This is a genomic window from Streptomyces sp. WY228 (assembly GCF_019287315.1).
GTDB classification, from domain to species: Bacteria; Actinomycetota; Actinomycetes; order Streptomycetales; family Streptomycetaceae; genus Streptomyces; species Streptomyces caviscabies.
In genome coordinates this window covers 1177641-1201018 of the sequence record NZ_CP079114.1, presented here as the reverse complement: position 1 = coordinate 1201018, position 23378 = coordinate 1177641, and the positions used below count along the sequence as shown (strand labels likewise).

The 23378-nt window shown below is 72.2% G+C and carries 20 protein-coding genes; 16 read left to right on the top strand and 4 right to left on the bottom strand.

Annotation, left to right across the window (positions count from 1 at the left end):
* Positions 1 to 116: 116 nt before the first annotated feature.
* From KV381_RS04890 to KV381_RS04865, 6 genes are all read left to right on the top strand, one after another.
* Positions 117 to 440, top strand: a complete 324-nt coding sequence (locus KV381_RS04890) for an integration host factor (protein ID WP_003970367.1) — start codon at positions 117 to 119, stop codon at positions 438 to 440.
* Positions 441 to 478: 38 nt separating this feature from the next.
* Entirely contained in the window at positions 479 to 1072 is a 594-nt protein-coding gene (gene gmk / locus KV381_RS04885) for a guanylate kinase (protein WP_030085992.1), read from the top strand.
* Positions 1073 to 1133: 61 nt separating this feature from the next.
* Positions 1134 to 1406, top strand: a complete 273-nt coding sequence (rpoZ, locus tag KV381_RS04880; protein ID WP_003970369.1) for a DNA-directed RNA polymerase subunit omega — start codon at positions 1134 to 1136, stop codon at positions 1404 to 1406.
* 149 nt (positions 1407 to 1555) lie between these two features.
* A complete protein-coding gene (gene coaBC, locus KV381_RS04875) occupies positions 1556 to 2767 on the top strand; it encodes a bifunctional phosphopantothenoylcysteine decarboxylase/phosphopantothenate--cysteine ligase CoaBC (RefSeq protein ID WP_032787738.1) in 1212 nt (403 codons plus the stop codon).
* A 233-nt stretch (positions 2768 to 3000) separates the two neighbouring features.
* Complete coding sequence (metK, locus tag KV381_RS04870; protein WP_047175686.1) at positions 3001 to 4209, top strand: methionine adenosyltransferase; 1209 nt, start codon at positions 3001 to 3003, stop codon at positions 4207 to 4209.
* A 140-nt stretch (positions 4210 to 4349) separates the two neighbouring features.
* Positions 4350 to 6494 carry a primosomal protein N' gene (locus tag KV381_RS04865; protein ID WP_218784724.1) on the top strand — a complete coding sequence of 715 codons (2145 nt, stop codon included), beginning with the start codon at positions 4350 to 4352 and terminating at the stop codon, positions 6492 to 6494.
* A 126-nt stretch (positions 6495 to 6620) separates the two neighbouring features.
* On the opposite strand, the gene KV381_RS04860 is transcribed toward KV381_RS04865, so the two are convergent.
* A complete protein-coding gene (locus KV381_RS04860; RefSeq protein ID WP_030080380.1) occupies positions 6621 to 7187 on the bottom strand; it encodes a hypothetical protein in 567 nt (188 codons plus the stop codon).
* Between the two features lie 268 nt (positions 7188 to 7455).
* Between KV381_RS04860 and fmt the strand changes: the two genes are divergently transcribed.
* The 4 genes from fmt (at position 7456) to KV381_RS04840 (ending at position 11902) form a co-directional block, all read left to right on the top strand.
* On the top strand, positions 7456 to 8388 hold the full coding sequence (gene fmt, locus KV381_RS04855) for a methionyl-tRNA formyltransferase (protein WP_218784722.1): 933 nt from the start codon (positions 7456 to 7458) through the stop codon (positions 8386 to 8388).
* A gap of 119 nt (positions 8389 to 8507) precedes the next feature.
* Positions 8508 to 9941, top strand: coding sequence for an RsmB/NOP family class I SAM-dependent RNA methyltransferase (locus KV381_RS04850; RefSeq protein ID WP_030080377.1), 1434 nt, complete (start codon positions 8508 to 8510; stop codon positions 9939 to 9941).
* 148 nt (positions 9942 to 10089) lie between these two features.
* The gene (rpe, locus tag KV381_RS04845; protein WP_030080375.1) at positions 10090 to 10773 is read left to right on the top strand and encodes a ribulose-phosphate 3-epimerase; all 684 of its coding nucleotides are present in this window, start codon (positions 10090 to 10092) and stop codon (positions 10771 to 10773) included.
* A gap of 133 nt (positions 10774 to 10906) precedes the next feature.
* Complete coding sequence (locus tag KV381_RS04840; protein ID WP_030080373.1) at positions 10907 to 11902, top strand: sugar-binding transcriptional regulator; 996 nt, start codon at positions 10907 to 10909, stop codon at positions 11900 to 11902.
* 64 nt (positions 11903 to 11966) lie between these two features.
* Here KV381_RS04840 and KV381_RS04835 read toward each other — a convergent pair whose 3' ends face one another.
* Positions 11967 to 13043 carry a terpene cyclase gene (locus KV381_RS04835; RefSeq protein WP_030080371.1) on the bottom strand — a complete coding sequence of 359 codons (1077 nt, stop codon included), beginning with the start codon at positions 13041 to 13043 and terminating at the stop codon, positions 11967 to 11969.
* A gap of 320 nt (positions 13044 to 13363) precedes the next feature.
* Here KV381_RS04835 and KV381_RS04830 point away from each other — a divergent pair, with 320 nt between their 5' ends.
* The 5 genes from KV381_RS04830 to KV381_RS04810 all read left to right on the top strand — a co-directional run bounded on the left by KV381_RS04830 (position 13364) and on the right by KV381_RS04810 (position 19762).
* Positions 13364 to 14830 carry a GuaB1 family IMP dehydrogenase-related protein gene (locus KV381_RS04830; protein ID WP_030080369.1) on the top strand — a complete coding sequence of 489 codons (1467 nt, stop codon included), beginning with the start codon at positions 13364 to 13366 and terminating at the stop codon, positions 14828 to 14830.
* A gap of 167 nt (positions 14831 to 14997) precedes the next feature.
* Positions 14998 to 16455, top strand: a complete 1458-nt coding sequence (locus KV381_RS04825) for an aldehyde dehydrogenase family protein (RefSeq protein ID WP_030080367.1) — start codon at positions 14998 to 15000, stop codon at positions 16453 to 16455.
* 115 nt (positions 16456 to 16570) lie between these two features.
* Positions 16571 to 17029 carry an Lrp/AsnC family transcriptional regulator gene (locus KV381_RS04820; RefSeq protein ID WP_030080365.1) on the top strand — a complete coding sequence of 153 codons (459 nt, stop codon included), beginning with the start codon at positions 16571 to 16573 and terminating at the stop codon, positions 17027 to 17029.
* Between the two features lie 184 nt (positions 17030 to 17213).
* The gene (locus tag KV381_RS04815; RefSeq protein ID WP_218784720.1) at positions 17214 to 18011 is read left to right on the top strand and encodes a carbon-nitrogen hydrolase family protein; all 798 of its coding nucleotides are present in this window, start codon (positions 17214 to 17216) and stop codon (positions 18009 to 18011) included.
* A gap of 56 nt (positions 18012 to 18067) precedes the next feature.
* Complete coding sequence (locus KV381_RS04810) at positions 18068 to 19762, top strand: NAD(P)/FAD-dependent oxidoreductase (protein ID WP_030080361.1); 1695 nt, start codon at positions 18068 to 18070, stop codon at positions 19760 to 19762.
* A gap of 34 nt (positions 19763 to 19796) precedes the next feature.
* On the opposite strand, the gene KV381_RS04805 is transcribed toward KV381_RS04810, so the two are convergent.
* A complete protein-coding gene (locus KV381_RS04805; protein WP_030080359.1) occupies positions 19797 to 20507 on the bottom strand; it encodes a DUF5995 family protein in 711 nt (236 codons plus the stop codon).
* A 96-nt stretch (positions 20508 to 20603) separates the two neighbouring features.
* Between KV381_RS04805 and KV381_RS04800 the strand changes: the two genes are divergently transcribed.
* A complete protein-coding gene (locus KV381_RS04800) occupies positions 20604 to 21815 on the top strand; it encodes a glycoside hydrolase family 6 protein (RefSeq protein WP_218784718.1) in 1212 nt (403 codons plus the stop codon).
* 31 nt (positions 21816 to 21846) lie between these two features.
* On the opposite strand, the gene KV381_RS04795 is transcribed toward KV381_RS04800, so the two are convergent.
* Positions 21847 to 23262, bottom strand: a complete 1416-nt coding sequence (locus tag KV381_RS04795) for a uracil-xanthine permease family protein (RefSeq protein ID WP_086779709.1) — start codon at positions 23260 to 23262, stop codon at positions 21847 to 21849.
* Between the last annotated feature and the right edge of the window lie 116 nt (positions 23263 to 23378).

Here is a 23378-nt window from a genome sequence, read left to right as displayed (position 1 = left end):
CTAGTCTCCGTCGAAGAGCGGCCGAGCACAGTGTGTTCGTCGCTCACCTGGTGGGGTGGCGTCCAGCCTCTCCGCCGGTCCGTATCCGACAGATCGACATCCGAGGTGACGTAGGCGTGGCTCTTCCGCCCCTTACCCCTGAACAGCGCGCAGCCGCGCTCGAAAAGGCCGCCGCGGCTCGCCGGGAGCGGGCCGAGGTCAAGAATCGACTCAAGCACTCCGGCGCCTCCCTCCACGAGGTCATCAAGCAGGGCCAGGAGAACGACGTCATCGGGAAGATGAAGGTCTCCGCACTGCTGGAATCCCTGCCGGGCGTCGGCAAGGTCCGCGCCAAGCAGATCATGGAGCGTCTCGGCATCTCCGAGAGCCGCCGGGTCAGGGGTCTTGGCTCCAACCAGATCGCATCCCTGGAGCGTGAGTTCGGCGGCAGCCCCGCCTGACGTTCTCAGGCACTCCTGAGAGCGGGGATAATCGCCCCATGGCTGCAACATCCCGGGGGACGTCCCCCGTACCCCCGGACGTACGTCCGCGGCTGACCGTGCTCTCCGGCCCTTCGGGCGTCGGCAAGAGCACGGTCGTCGCTCATATGCGCACCGTGCACCCCGAGGTCTGGCTCTCCGTGTCGGCGACGACACGCAAGCCGCGCCCCGGGGAGCGCAACGGTGTCCACTACTTCTTCGTGGACGACGAGGAGTTCGACAAGCTCATCGCCAACGGTGAGCTGCTGGAGTGGGCCGAGTTCGCGGGCAACCGCTACGGCACACCTCGCCGCGCCGTGCTGGACCGCCTGGAGGCGGGCGAGCCGGTCCTGCTGGAGATCGACCTCCAGGGCGCCCGGCTGGTCCGTCAGTCGATGGACGACGCGCGTCTGGTCTTCCTGGCCCCGCCGAGCTGGGAGGAGCTGGTGCGCCGGCTCACCGGCCGGGGCACCGAGGCGCCCGAGGTCATCGAGCGCCGGCTCGCCGCAGCGAAGGTCGAGCTGGCCGCCGAGGCCGAGTTCGATACGACGCTCGTCAACACCTCCGTCGAGGACGTGGCACGCGAGCTGCTAACGTTGATGCTTCAGGCCTAGATCTCCGAGATCGTCCAGATCTCCCGGATCTTTGATCTACACCCCCTTCGGAAGGCAGAGAGTGTCCTCTTCCATCACCACGCCCGAGGGCATCATCAACCCGCCGATTGATGAGCTCCTCGAGGCCACCGACTCGAAGTACAGCCTGGTGATCTACGCGGCCAAGCGCGCCCGCCAGATCAACGCGTACTACTCGCAGCTCGGCGAGGGTCTCCTCGAGTACGTCGGTCCGCTCGTCGACACCCACGTGCACGAGAAGCCGCTGTCGATCGCGCTCCGCGAGATCAACGCGGGCCTGCTGACCTCCGAGGCCATCGAGGGCCCCGCGCAGTAAAGCAGCAGCACCACGGCACCTTCACTCCAGGCCCGGCGGCCCGTCCGCCGGGCCTGAGGTGTGTCCGGGGCCGGATGAACGCGCCGCGCGCGGTGAGGCAGCATGGGACGCACATATTGCCGTTACGGTGCCGAGTGCGGGGAGACGCAGTGGACAAGCCGAAGGTGGTCCTGGGGGTCAGCGGGGGCATCGCCGCCTACAAGGCGTGCGAGCTGCTGCGCCGGCTGACCGAGTCCGGCCATGACGTACGGGTCGTCCCGACCGCCGCCTCGCTGCACTTCGTGGGGGCCGCCACCTGGTCGGCGCTCTCCGGCCACCCGGTCTCCGACGAGGTCTGGCAGGACGTCCACGAGGTGCCGCACGTGCGGATCGGGCAGGGCGCCGACCTCGTCGTGGTCGCCCCGGCCACCGCGGACATGCTGGCCAAGGCCGCCCACGGGCTCGCCGACGACCTGCTCACCAACACGCTCCTGACCGCCCGCTGTCCGGTGGTCTTCGCCCCCGCCATGCACACCGAGATGTGGGAGCACCCGGCCACCCAGGAGAACGTCGCCACCCTGCGCCGCCGGGGCGCGGTCGTCATCGAGCCCGCCGTCGGGCGGCTCACCGGCGTCGACACCGGCAAGGGCCGGCTGCCCGACCCGGGCGAGATCTTCGAGGTCTGCCGCCGGGTGCTCGCGCGCGGGGTCACCGGGAGGGACCTCGCGGGCCGCCATGTGGTGATCAGCGCGGGTGGCACCCGTGAGCCGCTGGACCCGGTGCGCTTCCTGGGCAACCGCTCCTCCGGCAAGCAGGGCTACGCGCTGGCGCGTACTGCGGTGGCCCGGGGGGCCCGGGTCACCCTGATCGAGGCCAACACCGGGCTGCCCGACCCGGCCGGGGCCGACGTCCTGCGGGTCGGCACGGCCGTCCAGCTGCGCGAGGCCGTGCTGAAGGCCGCCTCCGACGCGGACGTCGTGGTGATGGCGGCCGCGGTGGCCGACTTCCGCCCCTCCGAGTACGCCACCGGCAAGATCAAGAAGAAGGACGGCGAGGAGGCTCCCGCGGTCACCCTGGTCCGTAACCCCGACATCCTCGCCGAGGTCTCCGCCGAGCGGGCCCGGCCCGGTCAGATCGTCGTCGGATTCGCCGCCGAGACCGACGACGTGCTGGTCAACGGCCGGGCGAAGCTCCGCCGCAAGGGCTGCGACCTCCTCGTCGTCAACGAGGTGGGGGAGCGCAAGACCTTCGGCTCGGAGGAGAACGAAGCGGTCGTCCTCGCCGCCGACGGCCAGGAGACCCCGGTGCCGTACGGACCGAAGGAAGCCCTTGCCGACACGGTCTGGGATCTGGTTTCAGGAAGGTTCCAGCCGATTTCATAATCAACCCTCCGGGCGAGCAAAATCGTCCCATAAGGCACAAAATGGCGGCCTGGAAGGGTGGATTGTCCTACTGGCGACCCGCGTGGCGCACGTCACGAACCTCCCAAAGGGCGAGACACCTGGCCCGGCCGCCGGATGCGACCGATAAACTGGCCGTCGGTACGAGCCGAGCGCAGCTCTCGAGCCGTGCCACCCATGATCAGCCAGCAGCCGCTGCAACCCCAGGGAGCGATGTGTCCCGCCGTCTCTTCACCTCGGAATCTGTCACCGAGGGTCACCCCGACAAGATCGCTGACCAGATCAGCGACACGATTCTCGACGCGCTCCTGCGCGAGGACCCCTCCTCGCGCGTCGCCGTCGAGACCTTGATCACCACCGGTCTGGTGCATGTCGCGGGCGAGGTCACCACCAAGGCCTACGCCGACATCCCCAACCTCGTGCGCAACAAGGTTCTGGAGATCGGTTACGACTCCTCCAAAAAGGGCTTCGACGGTGCTTCCTGCGGTGTCTCGGTGTCGATCGGCGCGCAGTCGCCGGACATCGCGCAGGGCGTCGACACCGCGTACGAGAAGCGGGTCGAGGGCGATGAGGACGAGCTCGACAAGCAGGGCGCGGGCGACCAGGGCCTGATGTTCGGCTACGCCTGCGACGAGACGCCGGAGCTGATGCCGCTCCCGATCCACGTCGCCCACCGGCTCTCGCGCCGGCTGTCCGAGGTGCGCAAGAACGGGACCATTCCCTACCTGCGTCCGGACGGCAAGACGCAGGTCACCATCGAGTACGACGGTGACAAGGCGGTGCGGCTGGACACGGTGGTCGTCTCCTCGCAGCATGCGAGCGACATCGACCTGGACTCGCTGCTCGCGCCGGACATCCGCGAGTTCGTCGTCGAGCACGTCCTCGCGCAGCTCGTCGAGGACGGGATCAAGCTGGACACCGAGGGCTACCGCCTGCTGGTGAACCCGACCGGCCGTTTCGAGATCGGCGGCCCGATGGGCGACGCGGGTCTGACCGGCCGCAAGATCATCATCGACACGTACGGCGGCATGGCCCGTCACGGTGGCGGTGCGTTCTCGGGCAAGGACCCGTCCAAGGTCGACCGCTCGGCGGCGTACGCGATGCGCTGGGTCGCCAAGAACGTGGTCGCCGCCGGTCTCGCCGCGCGCTGCGAGGTCCAGGTCGCGTACGCGATCGGCAAGGCCGAGCCGGTCGGTCTCTTCGTGGAGACCTTCGGCACCGCCGCGGTCGACACGGAGAAGATCGAGAACGCGATCGGCGAGGTCTTCGACCTCCGTCCGGCCGCGATCATCCGCGACCTCGACCTGCTGCGCCCGATCTACGCCCAGACCGCCGCGTACGGCCACTTCGGCCGTGAGCTGCCGGACTTCACCTGGGAGCGCACCGACCGCGTGGACGCACTCCGCGCCGCCGCCGGTCTGTAGAACCGCGGCCGACCCGCCCGCGTACGACAGCGGAGCGGGCGACATCGAGTACGACGGCGGGGCCCGGACACCGAACGCGGTGGCCGGGCCCCGCTGCCGTGCCCCCGCCGCTGTCAGTGGTCTCTGGTAGGAATTCAGCTGTGAGCAGCGAGAACGAGCAGTCCGCCGAGCCCGGTGCCGGGGCGCCGGAGCAGCTTGCGCTGATCCGGGAGACCGTGCGCCGGGCGAAGGTGCCGCGCGCCAAGCCGCGGACCTGGCGCGGCGCGCCCCTCGCCGACGAACTGCCCGTCGCCCGCGTCCTGGTCAACAAGGGCGTCCTCCACCTCGACCAGTATTTCGACTACGCGGTCCCCGAGGAGCTGGACGCCGACGCCCGGCCCGGCGTCCGGGTGCGGGTCCGCTTCGGAGCCGGCGGGCGCAACGTCCAGGGCGGGCGGCGCGAGGGCGGCGGGCTCATCGACGGCTTCATCGTCGAGCGCCGCGCCGACTCCGACTACCAGGGAGCGCTGGCCGCCATCGCCTCGGTGGTCTCCCCCGAGCCGGTCCTCGGACCCGAGCTGCTCGCCCTCTGCCGCGCCGTCGCCGACCGGTACGCGGGCAGCCTCGCCGACGTCCTCCAGCTCGCCGTGCCGCCGCGCAACGCCCGCGCCGAGTCCAAGCCCTCCCCGGACCCGCTGCCTCTGCCACCGCCCCCCGAGCCGGGCAGCTGGGAGCGGTACGGCCAGGGCCCGGCCTTCCTGCGCGCACTGGCCGAGGGCGGTGCGCCGCGCGCCGTGTGGACCGCCCTGCCCGGCCCGCACTGGCCCGCCGAGATCGCCGGGGCCGTCGCGGCGACGCTCTCCTCCGGGCGCGGCGCCCTCGTCGTCGTCCCGGACGGGCGGGCGGCCGGCCGGGTCGACGCGGCCCTGACCGAGGCGCTCGGCGCGGGCCGGCACGCCCTGCTGACCGCCGAGTCCGGCCCCGAGAAGCGCTACCGCCAGTGGCTCGCCGTGCGTCGGGGCTCGGTCCGGGCGGTCGTCGGGGCCCGGGCCGCCATGTTCGCCCCCGTCCAGGACCTCGGGCTGGTCGTCGTCTGGGACGACGGGGACTCCAGCCACAGCGACGACAACGCCCCCTTCCCGCACGTCCGCGAGGTCCTGGAGCTACGGGCGGCACAGGGCCGCTGCGGCTTCCTGCTCGGCTCCACCAGCTGCACGGTCGAGGCCGCCCAGCTCGTGGAGAGCGGCTGGGCGCTGCCGCTCCTCGCGGACCGAGAGCGACTGCGCCGGGCCGCGCCCCTCATCCGTACGGTCGGCGACGGCGAGCTGGCCCGGGACGGCGCCGCCCGGTCCGCCCGGCTGCCCAGCCTGGCCTGGGGGACCGTGCGCGACGGCCTGCGCAACGGTCCGGTGCTGGTCCAGGTGCCCCGGCGGGGCTACGCCCCCCGCCTCGCCTGCGAACGCTGCCGCACGCCCGCCCGCTGCCGGCACTGCGCGGGCCCTCTCCAGGCCCCGGACCAGCAGGATCTGAACTGCGACTGGTGCGGGCGGGCCGAGCGGTCCTGGCACTGCGCGGAGTGCGGCTCGAACCGGCTGCGCGCCCGGATCGTCGGCGCCCGCCGCACCGCGGAGGAGCTGGGCCGGGCCTTCCCCGCCGTGCCGGTCCGCACCTCGGGGCGCGATCACATCCTGGACGCGGTGCCGGACGCCCCGGCCCTGGTCGTCTCCACCCCGGGCGCGGAGCCCGTCGCGGAGGGCGGCTATGCGGCGGCCCTGCTGCTGGACGGCTGGGCCATGCTCGGCCGCCCCGATCTGCGGGCGGGCGAGGAAGCGTTGCGGCGGTGGACGGCGGCGGCGGCGCTGGTGCGGGGGCAGGACGAGGGCGGCACGGTGGTGATCGTGGCCGAGCCGACGGAGCGCGCGGTGCAGGCGCTGGTCCGCTGGGACCCGGCGGGATTCGCCCGGCGGGAACTGGCGGAGCGGGCCGAGCTGGGCTTCCCGCCGGTCTCCCGGATGGCCTCGGTGACCGGCCCGGCCGAGGCCCTGGCCGCCTTCCTCCGGACCGCCGGGCTGCCGCCGGAGGCCGAGATCCTGGGCCCGGTGCCGGTCCCGTCGGCCGGACCCGGCCGACCCCGCCGACCGGGGGACGCCCCACCGGGCGAGACCTGGGAGCGGGCTCTGGTCCGGGTGGTCCCGGGGCGCGGGGCGGCGTTGGCCCGCGCCCTGAAGTCGGCGCTCGCGGCCCGTACGGCCAAGGGCGCGACCGACCCGATACGCATCAGGATCGACCCGCCGGACATCGGCTGAGGCCACCGGGAGAGCTTGCGATCCCGCGGGACCTTGCGGCTTCGGGGGAGCCCCAGGCCTCCGGGCTCGGACAGCGGACTGCCCCGCCGTGCGACCGGCACGGTGGGGCAGCGGGGTGGTGAACGGTCAGCCGTTACGGGGGCCGGGGAAGGCGCCGGGGCGCAGTTCCTCGCGGGCCGGCTGCTGGGCCGACGACGGCTGCGGCGGCATCGAGCGGGCCGCCGGGACGGAGGGCACCGGGGAGCCGGACCCTGCGGCGGAGGACCCGGTCAGACCCGGACCGACGGAGACGGGACGCGGCACGGCCGTCGTCTCGCCGGCCGTCTCCGCCGCGGGCTGCGGCGTGGCCCGGCGTGTCCCGTAACGGCGGTGCACGGCCTGCTTGGTGACGCCGAGGGCGGAGCCCACCGCGTCCCAGGAGAAGCCCAGCGAGCGGTCGAAGTCCACCGCGGCCGTGACCAGGGTCTCGACGCTGTCCCGCAGCTCCTGGGCGAGGCGGACGGTGGGGGCCGGGGCCCTGCCGTAGACGACGAAGCCCGCGGAGGGGCCGGAGCGGCGCGGACGGTAGACGTTGCCCAGCTGGGCGGTGAGGGTGCGCAGCGCGTCCACCTGCCGCCGGACCCGCTCGATGTCCCGCACCAGAAGATGCAGACTGGCCCGCGCTTGGGCGTCGTGGGTTGCGTGGTCGGCCATGAAGAAGCCTCTCGAACCGGCGTTGAAAGGGATCGGGCCGCATCGGGGCGGCCCGCTTCGGTCAATCTCCTTTGACCAACGCCCGAGCCGGGTATGTGGTCACGCTATCGGGGCGTATGTGCATATGCACGGGGCGTGCGCGGCGCGCGTACGCCCCCTGGTAGCCGCCCCCGCACCAGGGTGCGGCCGGGCCCTGCCGACCAGGGCACCCCTAGACTGGTGTGCTGCTCGTCACCGTACGTCTTGGCCCGAGAGGCAGTCAGCCACCATGAAGCTCGTCTTCGCCGGCACCCCCGAAGTCGCCGTCCCCGCCCTGGACGCCCTGATCGCCTCCGACCGCCATGAGGTGGCCGCCGTGGTGACCCGTCCCGACGCCCCGGCCGGACGGGGCCGCCGACTCGTCGCGAGCCCGGTGGCCGAGCGGGCGGAGGAGGCCGGGATCGAGGTGCTCAAGCCGGTGAAGCCCCGCGACGAGGAGTTCCTCGCCCGGCTGCGCGAGGTCGCCCCGGACTGCTGCCCGGTCGTCGCCTACGGCGCCCTGCTGCCCAAGGTCGCCCTCGACGTGCCCGCCCGGGGCTGGGTCAACCTGCACTTCTCGCTGCTGCCCGCCTGGCGGGGCGCGGCGCCCGTGCAGCACTCGGTGATGGCGGGCGACGAGGTGACCGGCGCGTCGACCTTCCTGATCGAGGAGGGCCTGGACTCCGGGCCGGTCTACGGCGTCCTCACGGAGGAGATCCGCCCCACCGACACCAGCGGCGATCTGCTCACCCGGCTCGCCTTCGCCGGCGCCGGGCTGCTGGCGGCCACCATGGACGGCATCGAGGACGGCACGCTGCACGCCGTGCCCCAGCCGCACGACGGGGTCACCCTGGCCCCGAAGATCACCGTCGAGGACGCGCAGATCCAGTGGTCCGCTCCGGCGCTGCGCGTCGACCGTGTCGTACGCGGCTGCACCCCGGCCCCCGGCGCCTGGACCCTGTTCCGCGGCGAGCGGCTCAAGCTGATCCAGGCCACGCCGGTCCTGGACCGCACCGACCTGGCCCCCGGCGAGCTGTCGGCCGCCAAGAACAACGTGTACGTGGGCACCGGATCGCACGCGGTCGAGCTGCTCTGGGTCCAGCCGCAGGGCAAGAAGCCGATGAAGGCCGCCGACTGGGCGCGCGGCGTCCGCATCGCCCACGGCGAGCTGCTGGGCCTGTAGCGGGCTTTCCCGGGCCCGGGACGGCGTCCACGGGCCCCGGGCTGCCGTTCGGGCGGCCGGGGACGGCGACGTACGCTGGGAGGGTTCGCCCCTCTCACCCTCAGCGGAGCACCTTTCACGTGAACGACCAGCCGCGTCGCCGTCCCGCCAAGCCTCACCGCCGTCCCAAGAAGGACCCGGTCCGCTTCCTCGCCTTCGAGGCGCTGCGGGCCGTCGACGAGCGCGACGCGTACGCCAACCTGGTGCTGCCCCCGCTGCTGAAGAAGGCCCGCGCCAAGGGCGACTTCGACGGCCGGGACGCGGCGCTGGCGACCGAGCTGGTCTACGGGACGCTGCGCCGCCAGGGCACGTACGACGCGATCGTGGCGGCCTGCATCGACCGGCCGCTGCGCGAGGTCGACCCGCCGGTCCTGGACGTCCTGAACATGGGCGTCCACCAGCTGCTCGGCACTCGTATCCCCACCCACGCGGCCGTCTCCGCCAGTGTGGAGCTGGCCCGGGTGGTGCTGGGGGAGGGGCGCGCGAAGTTCGTCAACGCGGTGCTGCGCAAGGTCACCGCGCACGACCTCGACGGCTGGGTGGAGAAGGTCGCCCCGCCGTACGACGAGGACGCCGAGGACCACCTCGCCGTCGTCCACTCCCACCCCCGCTGGATCGTCTCCGCCCTCTGGGACGCGCTGGGCGGCGGCCGGGCGGGCATCGAGGATCTTCTGGAGGCCGACAACGAGCGGCCCGAGGTGACGCTGGCGGCCCGCCCCGGCCGCTCCACCACCGACGAGCTGGTCAAGGCCCTGGGCGAGGACAACTCCCTGCCGGGCCGCTGGTCCCCGTACGCCGTCCGGATGGCCGAGGGCGGCGAGCCCGGTGCGCTGGAAGCCGTCCAGGAGGGCCGGGCGGGCGTGCAGGACGAGGGCAGCCAGCTCGTCGCCGCCGCCCTGGCCGCCGTACCCGTCGAGGGCCGCGACACCCGCTGGCTGGACGGCTGCGCGGGCCCCGGCGGCAAGGCCGCCCTGCTCGCGGCGCTGGCCGCCGGACGCGGCGCGACGCTGCTCGCCGCCGAGAAGCAGCCGCACCGGGCCCGGCTGGTCGAGCGGGCGCTCGCCGGCAACCCCGGCCCGTACCAGGTGATCACCGCCGACGGCACCCGCCCGCCGTGGCTGCCCGGCACGTTCGACCGCATCCTGATGGACGTGCCCTGCTCCGGCCTGGGCGCGCTGCGCCGCCGTCCGGAGTCCCGCTGGCGGCGTCGGCCCGAGGATCTGGAGGGCTTCGCGCCGCTCCAACGCGGCCTGCTGCGCGAGGCGTTGAAGGCGGTGCGGGTCGGCGGCGTGGTCGGCTACGCGACCTGCTCGCCGCATCTCGCGGAGACCCGTGTGGTGGTCGAGGACGTGCTCAAGGGCCGGGGCGGGGAACCGGTGGAGGCGGAGTGGGTCGACGCCCGCCCGCTGATGCCCGGAGTGCCCGCGCTGGGGGAGGGGCCCGACGTCCAGCTCTGGCCGCATCTGCACGGCACGGACGCGATGTATCTGGCTCTGCTGCGCCGGACCGGCTGAATACCACCGCGTCAGCGTGTGCGCCCGTACGGCAAAAGAAAAGTAAAGCGCTGGCAAAATGCCCAGAATGCGCGGACTGTGATGGCCGTGTGAGGCTTCGGAGGGCATCGAGGCGGGGAACCGGCCGCGGACGTGGCAGGCTTGGGTCATGGCGCAGATCAACCCCAGCATCCTGTCCGCCGATTTCGCACGTCTCGCCGAGGAGGCGAAGGCCGTCGAAGGCGCGGACTGGCTCCACGTCGATGTCATGGACAACCACTTCGTGCCCAACCTGACCCTCGGCGTGCCGATCGTCGAGGCGCTCGGCAAGGCCACGGACACCCCGCTGGACTGCCACCTCATGATCGAGGACGCGGACCGCTGGGCCCCGCAGTACGTGGAGGCCGGCGCCGGGTCCGTCACCTTCCACGCGGAGGCCGCCGCGGCTCCGGTGCGCCTCGCGCGGGAGATCCGGGCGAAGGGGGCGCGCGCCTCGATGGCGCTGAAGCCCGCGACGCCGATCGAGCCGTACGAGGATCTGCTGCCCGAGCTGGACATGCTGCTGATCATGACGGTCGAGCCGGGCTTCGGCGGCCAGGCCTTCCTGGACATCATGCTGCCGAAGATCCGCCGCACCCGGGAGCTGATCAGCAAGCACGGCCTCGAACTGTGGCTCCAGGTCGACGGCGGGGTCTCGGCCGCCACCATCGAGCGGTGCGCCGAGGCCGGCGCCGACGTCTTCGTGGCCGGATCCGCGGTCTACGGGGCGGCGGACCCGGCAGCAGCGGTGCGCGGGCTGCGGGCGCAGGCGGAGGCGGTCACGGCCGTCGCCCCCTGGGCATGCGGCCACTGAACCAAGGGCAGATGAACGCGGTCCGACAGGACCGATCAAGGATCGCCGGATCTGACAGGATGAACGGCGTATCGGGCGTGTGAACAGCAGTGAGGAGATCGCGGTGTCTGGCATCTCGGCGGGTCGGTCAGCCATGCGGATGGGACCCGCGGAGCTGGTGCAGGCGGCGGCCATGGCCCGCCGGTTCTACCTGGAGGGCAAGTCCAAGATCCAGATCGCCGAGGAGTTCGGCGTGAGCCGCTTCAAGGTGGCCCGGGTCCTGGAGACCGCCCTCGAACGCGATCTCGTACGGATCGAGATCCGGGTACCGGCCGAGCTCGACGCCGAACGCTCCGACGCGCTCCGGGCCCGTTACGGGCTGCGCCACGCGGTCGTCGTGGAGTCCCCGGCCGAGGAGCCCGAGGACGCCCCCGACCCGGAGAACCTGGGCGAGGTCGCGGCCGACCTCCTCGGCGAACTGGTGGCCGAGGGCGATGTGCTCGGCCTGGCCTGGGGCCGCTCCACCATCCACATGGCGGCCGCCCTCGACCGGCTCCCGCCGTGCACGGTGGTCCAGCTGACCGGGGTGTACGACGCGGGCACCGCCGAGCGCGGCTCGGTCGAGGCGGTCCGCCGGGCTGCCCAGGTGTCCGGCGGCGAGGCGCACCCCATCTACGCCCCGATGCTGCTGCCCGACCCCGCGACGGCCGCCGCGCTGCGCGAGCAGACGGGCATCGCCCGCGCCTTCGAGTACTTCGACAAGGTGACGGTCGCCGCCGTCTCCATCGGCTCCTGGGAGCCGGGCATCTCCACGGTCCACGACATGCTCTCGGACGAGGAGCGCGCCCACTACGCCTCGCTCGGCGTCGCCGCCGAGATGTCCGCGCACCTCTTCGACGCCGAAGGCCGCCGGGTCGGCCGTGACCTCGGCGAGCGCTGCATCACCGTGGAGGCGGACCGGCTGCGCCGGATCCCCGAGGTGGTCGCCATTGCGGGCGGGCGGCGCAAGGCGGCGGCGATCGGCGCGGTGCTCCGCTCCGGTCTGGTCACCAGCCTGGTCACGGACACCGCCGCGGCCGACCATCTGCTCACCGAGTCAGCCGCGGGCGTCCGCCCGGCGCTGGAGCGGGCCGACCCCGACGGGGAGTGACCCCCAGGACATGCCGAGGGCCGGGCACCCGCGGGTGCCCGGCCCTCGGCATGTCCGGCCGCCCTCAGCCGGCCGGCGGCGCCTTCGCCGCGCACGGAGCGGGAGCCGCCACCTCGGTGCGCGCGGGCGGGACGCCCAGCACGGTCTCCTCCAGATACTCCTCGGGCTCCTCGTACTGGCCCACGTCGGCGGGGTTGTAGCGGGGCGTCTGGCGCGACCAGTCCAGATTGCCGCGCATCCAGCTCCGCATCCCGTCGAGATAGGGCACCAGCAGCCCGGACAGCTCCGGATACAGCTCCAGCAACTCGTCCTCGGCGGTCAGGAACCGTTCGGTCTCCATCGCCAGCCGCTCCGCGACATGGTCCAGCGCCTGCTGCTCCCCGAAACCCCGGTGGTGGCGGACCAGGTGGACGAGGTTGTGGATCTCGCCGAGCACCTGCTCCTTCTCGAAGGAGTACACGTCGTTGGCCCAGCACACGTGGTTGCACGCGGCTTCCAGCGCGGTGATGAAGCGGGGGTCGTTGTGGAGCGACTCCGGGGCCTCGATGCCCGCCACGATCTCTATGAGGTCCATGCAGACGTGGATGGCCCCGGTGTGCCGCCGCTTGGCGATGTACGTCTCCTCCGAGGGCACCACGTCCTCGGCGCGGTTTCCCGCCTCCCAGGTCGTGGCGGTCGTGAGGTAGGTGATCAGGTGCCAGGCGAACCGGGTGCGCCAGTGGGGCGCGGCGTTCGGCGTCGTACGTTTCCACAGATCGGCCAGGGCGGTCACGGCGGCCGGGACCTCTTCCCCGGGCAGCGGCTCGGGGGCGGAGCCGTCGACCACCGCGCGCATGCGTTCGACGACACTTCTCACCCGATCGGGTGAACGGCCGAGGTGGCCGTCGTCGAGCTGGTCGTCGACCAGGAAGAGCCAGACGAACCAGTCGGCCACCAGGTCGAGGTGCTCCTCGTCGGCCGTCGGGTAGACCATGCCGACGAACGACCCGAAATCGGCTTGTTCGAATCGGTGCCTCGCGGACTCGCGGTGGACCAGCCCCGTCCGTCTGGTCCAGGCGTCCAGATGCCCCCGGGTGTGTCCCACGTGCGGGTTGGTCCGCTGCGGGAACGGGCAGTAGATGTCCGGCAGTTCGCTGTCCACAGGCGGATCTGGATCCTCTCCGGTCAAACGGTGTGCCCAGGGGTGCCGACGAGCCGGATCGACGCTTCGGACACCCCCGAGACCTGCGGGTTTGAAGCTACCTGACCCCTTGTCACCCGGTCCAGGGATGGTGATCACGAATGATTCGAATACCGTTCGGGTAGAGTCCGTGGGTAAGGCAGGTTCCACTTGCCCGGGGCCCCCGGCCACCTTCTCGGAGCACTTCTCGGTGCTCCTTGGAGGAACGGACGAACGCGGGGGTCTTTTGCTGTGTCTTCGTGGAAACGACCTGCACCGTTTCGTATGAAAAAATGAGTGTTATGCGTTTTCTTGAGCCGGGCACCGGTCGCTACACAGAGTCCCCCGCGGTCCCGTACGACCTCACGTACGACGACGTCTTCATGGTTCCGGGCCGCTCCGCGGTCGGCTCCCGGCAGGGTGTGGACCTCTCGTCGCCCGACGGAACCGGCACCACCATTCCGCTCGTGGTCGCCAACATGACCGCCATCGCGGGCCGCCGGATGGCCGAAACCGTCGCCCGCCGCGGCGGCCTCGTCGTCATCCCCCAGGACATCCCGATCGAGGTCGTCACCGACGTCATCTCCTGGGTCAAGACGCGCCACCTCGTCCTCGACACCCCGATCGAGCTGGCCCCCGGCCAGACCGTCGCCGACGCGCTGTCGCTGCTGCCCAAGCGCGCCCACGGCGCGGGCGTCGTCGTCGACGCCGACCGCCGCCCGGTGGGCGTCGTCACCGACCACGACCTCACCGGCGTCGACCGCTTCACCCAGCTCTCCGAGGTCATGTCCAAGGACCTGGTGCTGCTCGACGCCGACATCGACCCGCGCGACGCCTTCAACAAGCTCGACGGCGCCAACCGCAAGCTCGCCCCCGCGGTCGACGCGGACGGCCGCCTCGTCGGCATCCTCACCCGCAAGGCCGCCCTGCGCGCCACGCTCTACACCCCCGCCACCGACGCCGCGGGCAAGCTGCGCGTCGCGGCCGCCGTCGGCATCAACGGCGACGTGGCCGGCAAGGCCAAGCAGCTCCTGGACGCGGGCGCCGACGTCCTCGTCGTGGACACCGCCCACGGTCACCAGGAATCGATGATCAGCGCGGTGAAGGCCGTGCGGGCACTCGACCCGCGGGTGCCGATCGTCGCGGGCAACATCGTCGCCGCCGAGGGCGTGCGCGACCTCATCGAGGCGGGCGCGGACATCATCAAGGTCGGTGTCGGCCCCGGCGCCATGTGCACCACCCGGATGATGACCGGCGTCGGCCGCCCGCAGTTCTCCGCCGTCCTGGAGTGCGCCGCCGAGGCGAAGAAGCATGGCAAGCACGTCTGGGCCGACGGTGGCGTCCGGCACCCGCGCGACGTCGCGATGGCGCTCGCCGCCGGCGCGTCCAACGTGATGATCGGCTCCTGGTTCGCGGGTACGTACGAGTCGCCCGGCGACCTCCAGCAGTCCGCCGACGGCCGCTTCTACAAGGAGTCCTTCGGGATGGCCTCGGCCCGCGCCGTCAAGAACCGCACCTCGGACGAGTCCGCGTACGACCGCGCCCGCAAGGCGCTCTTCGAGGAGGGCATCTCCACCTCGCGGATGTTCCTGGACCCGACCCGCCCGGGCGTCGAGGACCTGATCGACTCGATCATCGCGGGCGTCCGCTCCTCCTGCACCTACGCCGGCGCCGGTTCCCTCGCGGAATTCGCCGAGAAGGCCGTCGTCGGTATTCAGAGCGCCGCCGGTTACGCCGAGGGCAAGCCGCTGCACGCCAGCTGGAGTTGATCCCGGATCACCGCGACGACCCCGCCCCCTTAAGGCCTTTTCGCGCCGGAGGGGGCGGGGTCTTTTCCGGCCTTGTGGAGTGGCCGGGGCCGCGCTTCAACTCTGTTGAAGTATAAGTAATATGAAGCGCACTCAGCTGCTTGCCTCTCTCTGCGGTAAGGGATCTCATGTCCTTCTTCACTGACCTGGCCCACCAGTACATCGACGGCGAGTGGAGGCCGGGGAAGGGGTCCTGGGACATCATCGACTTCAACCCGTTCGACGGGGAGAAGCTCGCCTCGATCCCGGTCGCCACCGCCGACGAGGTCGACCAGGCCTACCGCGCCGCGGAGCGCGCCCAGCAGGCGTGGGCGGACACCAACCCGTACAGCAGGCGGGCCGTCCTGGAGAAGGCGCTGCGCCTCGTGGAGGAGCGCGAGCCGGAGATCGGCGAGGCCATCGTCGCCGAGCTCGGCGGCACCCGGCTGAAGGCCGCCTTCGAACTGCACCTGGCCAAGGAATTCCTCCGTGAGGCGATCCAGCTGGCCCTGCGCCCCGCCGGACAGATCCTCCCCTCGCCCACCGAGGGCAAGGAGAACCGGGTCTACCGTGTGCCCGTCGGGGTCGTCGGCGTGATCAGCCCGTTCAACTTCCCCTTCCTGCTCTCCCTCAAGTCCGTCGCGCCCGCGCTGGCCCTCGGCAACGCCGTCGTCCTCAAGCCGCACCAGAACACCCCGATCTGCGGCGGCACCCTGCTCGCCAAGATCTTCGAGGACGCCGGGCTGCCCGCCGGGCTGCTGAACGTCGTGATCACCGACATCGCGGAGATCGGCGACACCCTGCTGGAGCACCCCGTACCGCAGGTCATCTCCTTCACCGGCTCGGACAAGGTCGGCCGCCACGTCGCCACCGTCTGCGCCCGCAACCTCAAGCGCGCCGTCCTCGAACTCGGCGGCAACAGCGCCCTGATCGTGCTCGATGACGCCGATCTGGACTACGCCGTCGACGCGGCGGTCTTCAGCCGGTACGTCCACCAGGGCCAGGTCTGCATGGCCGCCAACCGCATCCTGGTCGACCGCGCCGTCGAAGCGGAGTTCACCGAGAAGTTCGTCGCCAAGGTCGCCTCGCTCACCGTCGGCGACCCCGCCGACCCGGCCACCCAGATCGGCCCGCTGATCAACTCCTCGCAGGCCGAGTCCGTCTCCAAGCTCGTCGACCAGACCGTGGCGGCCGGCGCGACGGCCCTCCTGCACGGCCGCGCCGACGGCAACCTGGTCAGCCCCTCCGTACTGACCGGCCTCGCCGCCGACTCGCCCGTCCTGCACCAGGAGATCTTCGGCCCCGTCGCCCTGCTGATCCCCTTCGACGGCGAGGACGAGGCCGTCCGCATCGCCAACGACACCCCGTACGGACTCAGCGGCGCCGTCCACACCGGCAACATCGAGCGCGGGGTGCGGGTCGGGCAGCGCATCCACACCGGCATGATCCACATCAACGACGGCACCGTCCACGACGAGCCGATCGTCCCCTTCGGCGGTGAGAAGAGCTCCGGCCTCGGCCGGCTGAACGGCGAATCGATGACCGAGGCCTTCACCACCCAGAAGTGGATCTCCATCCAGCACGGCCGCTCGCAGTTCCCCTTCTGACGGCCTGCCCCGCCGCACCGGGCATGCCCAGGGCGGCGGCCCGTGGTCTACTGCGGGAGGCGGCACCCTCCGCCTCCCGCAAGCCGACCCACCGCAGAGAAGTGAACCGCCCGACGTGCGCCTGAACGACCTCGACGAACGCATCGTCCACGCCCTCGCCGAAGACGCCCGGCGCTCCTACGCCGACATCGGCGCCCTCATCGGCCTCTCCGCCCCCGCCGTGAAACGCCGCGTCGACCGGCTGCGGGCCGAGGGCGCGATCACCGGCTTCACCGTGCGGGTCGACCCGGCGGCGCTCGGCTGGGAGACCGAGGGGTTCATCGAGATCTACTGCAGCCGCAACACCTCCCCGGAAGCGATCAAGCAGGGCCTCGCCCGCTATCCGGAGATCGCCGCGGCCTCCACCGTCACGGGCGAGGCGGACGCGGTGGTGCAGGTCTTCGCCGCCGACATGCGCCACTTCGAACAGGTCCTGGAGCGGATCGCGGGGGAGCCGTACGTCGAGCGGACCAAGTCCGTCCTGGTGCTCTCACCGCTGCTCCGCCGGTACTCCGCGGAGGCCCCGCCGGCCTGAAACGGGTGGCGCACATCACCCCGCTGACCTGCGGTGATGTCCGACGCAACGATTCGCCGCGGCAAGCCCTTCGCGCGCAACGAATCAACGGTCGACGCGCAACACTCGCGCCTTGTCCGGCGCGAACCGGGCCACGTACCTTCGATACGTCTCCCCACCCCGCCCGCACCGCCCGAGGTCAGCCATGCCGTCGTTGCGCACCGCCCTGCTCCAGAGCTCCGGACGTCCGGGCGCCGTCGCCGAGAACCTGAAGGTGCTCGACGAGGCCGCCGCACGGGCCGCCGGCGCCGGAGCCGGGCTGCTGGTCTCGCCGGAGCTGTTCCTCACCGGTTACGCCATCGGCGACGCCGTCCCCGTACTCGCCGAGCCGGCCGACGGTCCCGGCGCGGAGGCCGTCGCCGAGATCGCCGTACGCCACGGCCTCGCCGTCCTCTACGGCTACCCGGAGCGCGACGGGCAGCGGATCTTCAACGCCTCCCAGCTCATCGGCCCCGACGGCACGCGCCTCGCGAACTACCGCAAGACCCACCTCTTCGGCTGCTTCGAGCAGGAGTGGTTCACCCCCGGCGAGCAGACCGTCGTCCAGGCCGACCTCGACGGTCTCCGCATCGGCCTGCTGATCTGCTACGACGTCGAGTTCCCGGAGAACGTCCGGGCGCATGCCCTGGCCGGCACCGACCTGCTGCTGGTGCCCACCGCGCAGATGCACCCCTTCCAGTTCGTCGCCGAATCCGTCGTCCCCGTCCGGGCCTTCGAGAGCCAGATGTACGTGGCGTACGTCAACCGCACCGGCCCGGAAGGCGAGTTCGAGTTCGTCGGGCTCAGCTGCCTGGCCGGCCCCGACGGCACCGTGCGCACCCGCGCCGGCCGCGGCGAGGAGCTCGTCCTCGGCGAGGTGGACCCGGAGTTCCTGGCCGCATCGCGCGCCGCCAACCCCTATCTGCACGACCGCCGCCCCGGTCTGTACGGCTCCCTCGCCTGAGCCCGCCCCCCTCGACTTCCCCTCCCCAGAGTCATCGCGCAAGGAGTCCGTACCCCATGACGTCCACGGTGCCCAACGCCGTCCAGCACACCGACGCGGCCGCCCCGCCGATCACCATGTTCGGACCGGACTTCCCGTACGCGTACGACGACTTCCTCGCCCACCCGGCCGGCCTCGGACAGATACCGGCGACCGAGCACGGCCAGGAGGTCGCCGTCATCGGCGGCGGGCTGTCCGGCATCATCGCCGCGTACGAGCTGATGAAGATGGGCCTCAAGCCCGTCGTGTACGAGGCGGACCAGATCGGCGGCCGGCTGCGTACCGTCGGCTTCGACGGCTGCGACGGCGACCTCACCGCCGAGATGGGCGCGATGCGCTTCCCGCCGTCCTCCACGGCGCTCCAGCACTACATCGACCTGGTGGGTCTGGAGACCCGGCCCTTCCCCAACCCGCTCTCCCCGGCCACGCCCTCGACCGTCGTGGACCTCAAGGGCGAGTCGCACTACGCCGAGACCATCGACGACCTGCCGCAGGTCTACCGCGATGTGGCCGAGGCCTGGAACGCCTGTCTGGAGGAGGGCGCCGACTTCTCCGACATGAACCGGGCCCTGCGCGAGCGCGACGTACCGCGCATCCGGGAGATCTGGGCGCAGCTCGTCGAGCGGCTCGACAACCAGACCTTCTACGGCTTCCTCTGCGAGTCCGAGGCCTTCAAGTCCTTCCGGCACCGCGAGATCTTCGGCCAGGTCGGCTTCGGCACCGGCGGCTGGGACACCGACTTCCCCAACTCCATCCTGGAGATCCTGCGCGTCGTCTACACCGAGGCCGACGACCACCACCGCGGCATCGTCGGCGGCAGCCAGCAGCTCCCGCTGCGCCTGTGGGACCGTGAGCCGCAGAAGATCGTCCACTGGCCGCTCGGCACCTCGCTCTCCTCCCTGCACGGCGGCGAGCCGCGCGGCGCCGTGACCCGGCTGACCCGCACCGCGGGCAACCGCATCACCGTCACCGACGCCACCGGCGACATCCGCACCTTCCGGGCCGCGGTCTTCACCGGCCAGTCCTGGCTGCTGCTCTCCAAGATCGACTGCGATGACGCGCTCTTCCCGATCGACCACTGGACGGCGATGGAGCGCACCCACTACATGGAGTCGTCCAAGCTGTTCGTGCCGGTGGACCGGCCGTTCTGGCTGGACAAGGACGAGCTCACCGGCCGCGACACCATGTCGATGACGCTCACCGACCGGATGACCCGGGGGACGTACCTCCTGGACGAGGGCCCGGACAGGCCCGCCGTCATCTGCCTCTCCTACACGTGGTGCGACGACAGCCTGAAGTGGCTGCCGCTCTCCCCGAAGGAGCGCATGGACGTCATGCTCAAGTCGCTCGGCGAGATCTACCCGAACGTCGACATCCGCAGCCACATCATCGGCAACCCGGTCACCGTCTCCTGGGAGAACGAGCCGTACTTCATGGGCGCGTTCAAGGCGAACCTGCCCGGCCACTACCGCTACCAGCGGCGGCTGTTCACCCACTTCATGCAGGACGACCTGCCCGAGGACAAGCGGGGCCTGTTCCTGGCGGGCGACGACATCTCCTGGACGGCCGGCTGGGCCGAGGGGGCCGTGCAGACCGCGCTGAACGCCGTGTGGGGCGTCATGCACCAGTTCGGCGGGGCGACCGACGCGACCAACCCCGGCCCCGGCGACGTCTTCGACGAGATCGCCCCGGTCGAACTCCCGGAGGACTGACCGGCGGCACCGCGCACCGACGCGGGCGCGGGCGTCAGCGGCAGGGCGTGAGCAGGAAACGCCCCACCAGACCCGCGCCCGCGTCGGTCCGCTGCCTGAACTCCTCGGCCAGCGACGGGAATCCGCGCAGCCGCCAGAGCACCCGGGCCGCCGACCAGGCCGCCTCGCGGGCCCGCTCCAGGCTCCAGGAACTCACCAGATGCGTCACCGGGTCCGCGATCTCCAGCAGATCGGGACCCGGCATCAGATCGTCGTGGATCAACTCCTCCAGCAACACGAGGAGATCGCCCACGCGCTCGAACTCCCCTTCCAGGTCCGGCGGAGCGCAGCCGAGCGTACGACAGGTGTCCACCACCGCCAGGACCAGATCGTGCCCGACGTGCGCCTGCAGACCGCTCAGCGCGAACTGCAGCGGGCGTACGCCGGGATGGCGGCGGTACTGGAGCAGCGGGCGCCAGCACTGCGGCGGACGCCCGCCCGCCGTCGCCGTCTCCACGGCCGACAGATAGCGCTCCGCGCAGCGCACGCCCAGCAGGGCGGCGGCCTCCCGGTCGTCGAACCCACCCCGGCCGAGGCCCGGATCAGCCCTCTCGACGACCTCCAGATAGGCCTCGTTGAAGACCGCCACCCCGTCCGTGGACGGCCACCGGGAACGCAGTTCCCGCATACGTTCGACCACCGGGGAGCCGCCCGTCGGCGCGCCGCCGACGGGGACCGGTACTGCGGACTGCTCGATCTGCGTCATGCGCGGAGCGTCCCAGCCGTAGGCTCGCCACGGCGCCGACCGGCCCGAGGTTCATCGGATCGGACGAACAACGGTGCCGGAAAAGGGGATCGAGGAGTGCCGGGTTCACGCGCGCAGCGCCGTATCGCACACCGGGATCGCCGGCGTGCCACCCGCCGTCACGCCGTGCTGGCCGTCGCCTCGGCGGTCGTGGCGATCGGCGCCACCGCCGGGCTGATCGACGCGGGCCGGGACGACGGGCGCAACACCTCCCGCCCCGAGCCGACACCCCCGCCCGTCCTCCAGCCCCTCCCCGCCGTGCCGACGCCCACGGCCCCGTCGCCCACCGCGCCCCCGTCCTCCGCGACCCCCGCTCCGGCCCCGTCCTCCTCGCGCACCGCGACCCGCCCGCGTACCGCCCCCGCGACGACCGCGCCATCCCGGCCGGCCACCCCCGCCCCGCCGCCCCGGACCCTGCTGTTCCGGCACCCCCGGTCGCAGGTCCTGGACTGGGTGCGGGCCAACCCCGACGACCCACGCCGCCCGGTGATCGAGTCCCGTATCGCCGCGCAGCCCGCCGCCGTCTGGTTCACCGCCCACAACCCGGACGGGATAGCGGCGCAGGTCCGCACGGTCACCCGGGGCGCGGCCGCCGCGGGCCGGACCCCGGTGCTCGTGCCGTACGCGATACCCGACCGGGACTGCGGCGGCGCGTCGCAGGGCGGCGCCCCGGACCTGGCCGCGTACGACGCGTGGATACGGGAGTTCGCCGCAGGGCTCGGCGCGGGCCCGGCGATCGTGATCCTGGAGCCGGACGCCATCGCCCTCTCCGACTGCCTCGCCGCCTCCGAGCGGGCCGCCCGCTTCGCCTCGCTGGCCCGCGCCGGACGCACCCTGCGCACCGCGAACCCGCAGGCCAGGGTCTACTTCGACGGCGGTCACTCGGGCTGGCACACCCCTGCGAAACAGGCCGCGGCGCTCCGGGCCGCCGGAGCGGCCACCAGCGGCGACGGCATCTTCACCAACGTGTCCAACTTCCACCGCACCGCCGACGAGACCGCCTACGCCCGCCGGGTGCTCGCCGCGCTCGGCGGCCCGCCCGGCCTCGGCGCGGTCGTCGACACCAGCCGCAACGGCAACGGAGCGCCCGCCGCCGGCCAGTGGTGCGACCCGGCGGGCCGGGCCCTGGGACAGACCCCGACGACCCGGACGGGCGAGGCCCGGATCGACGCGTATCTCTGGGTGAAGCTGCCGGGGGAGTCCGACGGCTGCTCGGGCGCGGCGGGCTCCTTCACCCCGGAGTACGCCTACGCCCTGGCCACGGGCTGATCCACGGGCGGGCCCATCTGCTGCCGCGGCCTCAGGACTTCCCGGGTCCGGCGGCCGGTCCCTCGGACCCGGTGGCGTCCTCGTCGTACGCCGAGGTGCCCGAATCCAGCAGCGGTTCCTGCGTCTTGAGGTGCGCCGGGGCGAAGGCCCGCAGCACGTGGTAGCCGGTGATCACGACGATCGTGCCGAGCGCGATGCCGCCCAGCTCGAAGTTGTCGGTGATCTTCAGGCCGACCCCGCCGACGCCGATGATGATGCCCGCCGCCGCCGGGACGAGGTTGAGCGGATTGCGCAGGTCCACCCGGCCGTTGAGCCAGATCTGCGCGCCGAGCAGGCCGATCATCCCGTACAGGATCACGGTGATCCCGCCGAGCACCCCGCCCGGGATCGCGGCGACGACCGCGCCGAACTTCGGGCACAGGCCGAAGAGCAGCGCGAAGCAGGCCGCCGCCCAGTAGGCGGCCGTGGAGTAGACGCGGGTCGCGGCCATCACGCCGATGTTCTCGGAGTACGTGGTGTTGGGCGGCCCGCCGACGGCGGTGGAGAGCATGGAGGCCGCGCCGTCCGCCGCGATGGCGGTGCCGAGCTTGTCGTCCAGCGAGTCGCCGGTCATCTCGCCCACGGCCTTCACATGCCCGGCGTTCTCGGCGACCAGCGCGATCACCACGGGCAGCGCCACCAGGATCGCGGACCACTCGAAGGCGGGCGCGTGGAAGGACGGCAGCCCGATCCAGTCGGCCTGCCCGACGGCCGAGAGATCCAGGCGCCAGTGGTCGACGGCCTCCGCCCCGCCCGCCGGGGAGTGGATCTTCCCGAAGACCAGGTCCAGCACCCAGGAGAGTACGTAGCCGAAGACCAGCCCCAGGAAGATCGCGATCCGGGAGAGGAACCCGCGCAGACACACCACGGCGAGCCCGGTGAACAGCATCACCGCGAGCGCCGTCCACTGGTCCTGCGGCCAGTAGGTGGAAGCGGTCACCGGCGCCAGGTTGAAGCCGATCAGCATCACGACCGCGCCCGTCACCACCGGCGGCATCGCCGCGTGGATGATCCGCGCGCCGAACCGCTGCACCGCAAGACCCACCAGGAACAGGGCGGCGCCGACCACCAGCACCGCGCCCGTGACGGTCGCGCTGTCGCCGCCGCTGGCCCGGATCGTGGCCGCGACGCCGACGAAGGAGAGCGAGCAGCCCAGATAGCTGGGCACCCGGCCCTTGGTCGCCAGCAGGAAGATCGCGGTCGCGACACCGGACATCATGATCGCGAGATTCGGATCGAGGCCCATCAGGACCGGGGCGACGAACGAGGCCCCGAACATCGCCACCACGTGCTGGGCGCCGAGTCCGAACGTACGGGGCCAGGAGAGCCGCTCGTCGGGGCGCACCACCGCCCCGGGCGCGGGTGTCTTCCCGTCGCCGTGCAAGGTCCAGCGCACGCCGAGGCTCATGGTTGCTCCCTGAAGGTCTGCTCGGTGTGCCGGCCGGTCCGCGATCGGGACTTCGGTGTTCACCTGCGGAAAAAGATCAGCGCCATGGTAGTGGTGCGGCGAGCGGCGGCCGCGCG

Bases quoted from the DNA above. Each gene is read 5' to 3' on its own strand.
- gmk (WP_030085992.1), top strand. From the start codon at position 479: ATGGCTGCAACATCCCGGGGGACGTCCCCCGTACCCCCGGACGTACGT.
- KV381_RS04860 (WP_030080380.1), bottom strand. From the start codon at position 7,187: ATGGCCGACCACGCAACCCACGACGCCCAAGCGCGGGCCAGTCTGCAT.
- fmt (WP_218784722.1), top strand. From the start codon at position 7,456: ATGAAGCTCGTCTTCGCCGGCACCCCCGAAGTCGCCGTCCCCGCCCTG.
- rpe (WP_030080375.1), top strand. From the start codon at position 10,090: ATGGCGCAGATCAACCCCAGCATCCTGTCCGCCGATTTCGCACGTCTC.
- KV381_RS04840 (WP_030080373.1), top strand. From the start codon at position 10,907: ATGCGGATGGGACCCGCGGAGCTGGTGCAGGCGGCGGCCATGGCCCGC.
- KV381_RS04830 (WP_030080369.1), top strand. From the start codon at position 13,364: ATGCGTTTTCTTGAGCCGGGCACCGGTCGCTACACAGAGTCCCCCGCG.
- KV381_RS04825 (WP_030080367.1), top strand. From the start codon at position 14,998: ATGTCCTTCTTCACTGACCTGGCCCACCAGTACATCGACGGCGAGTGG.
- KV381_RS04815 (WP_218784720.1), top strand. From the start codon at position 17,214: ATGCCGTCGTTGCGCACCGCCCTGCTCCAGAGCTCCGGACGTCCGGGC.
- KV381_RS04810 (WP_030080361.1), top strand. From the start codon at position 18,068: ATGACGTCCACGGTGCCCAACGCCGTCCAGCACACCGACGCGGCCGCC.
- KV381_RS04805 (WP_030080359.1), bottom strand. From the start codon at position 20,507: ATGACGCAGATCGAGCAGTCCGCAGTACCGGTCCCCGTCGGCGGCGCG.
- KV381_RS04795 (WP_086779709.1), bottom strand. From the start codon at position 23,262: ATGAGCCTCGGCGTGCGCTGGACCTTGCACGGCGACGGGAAGACACCC.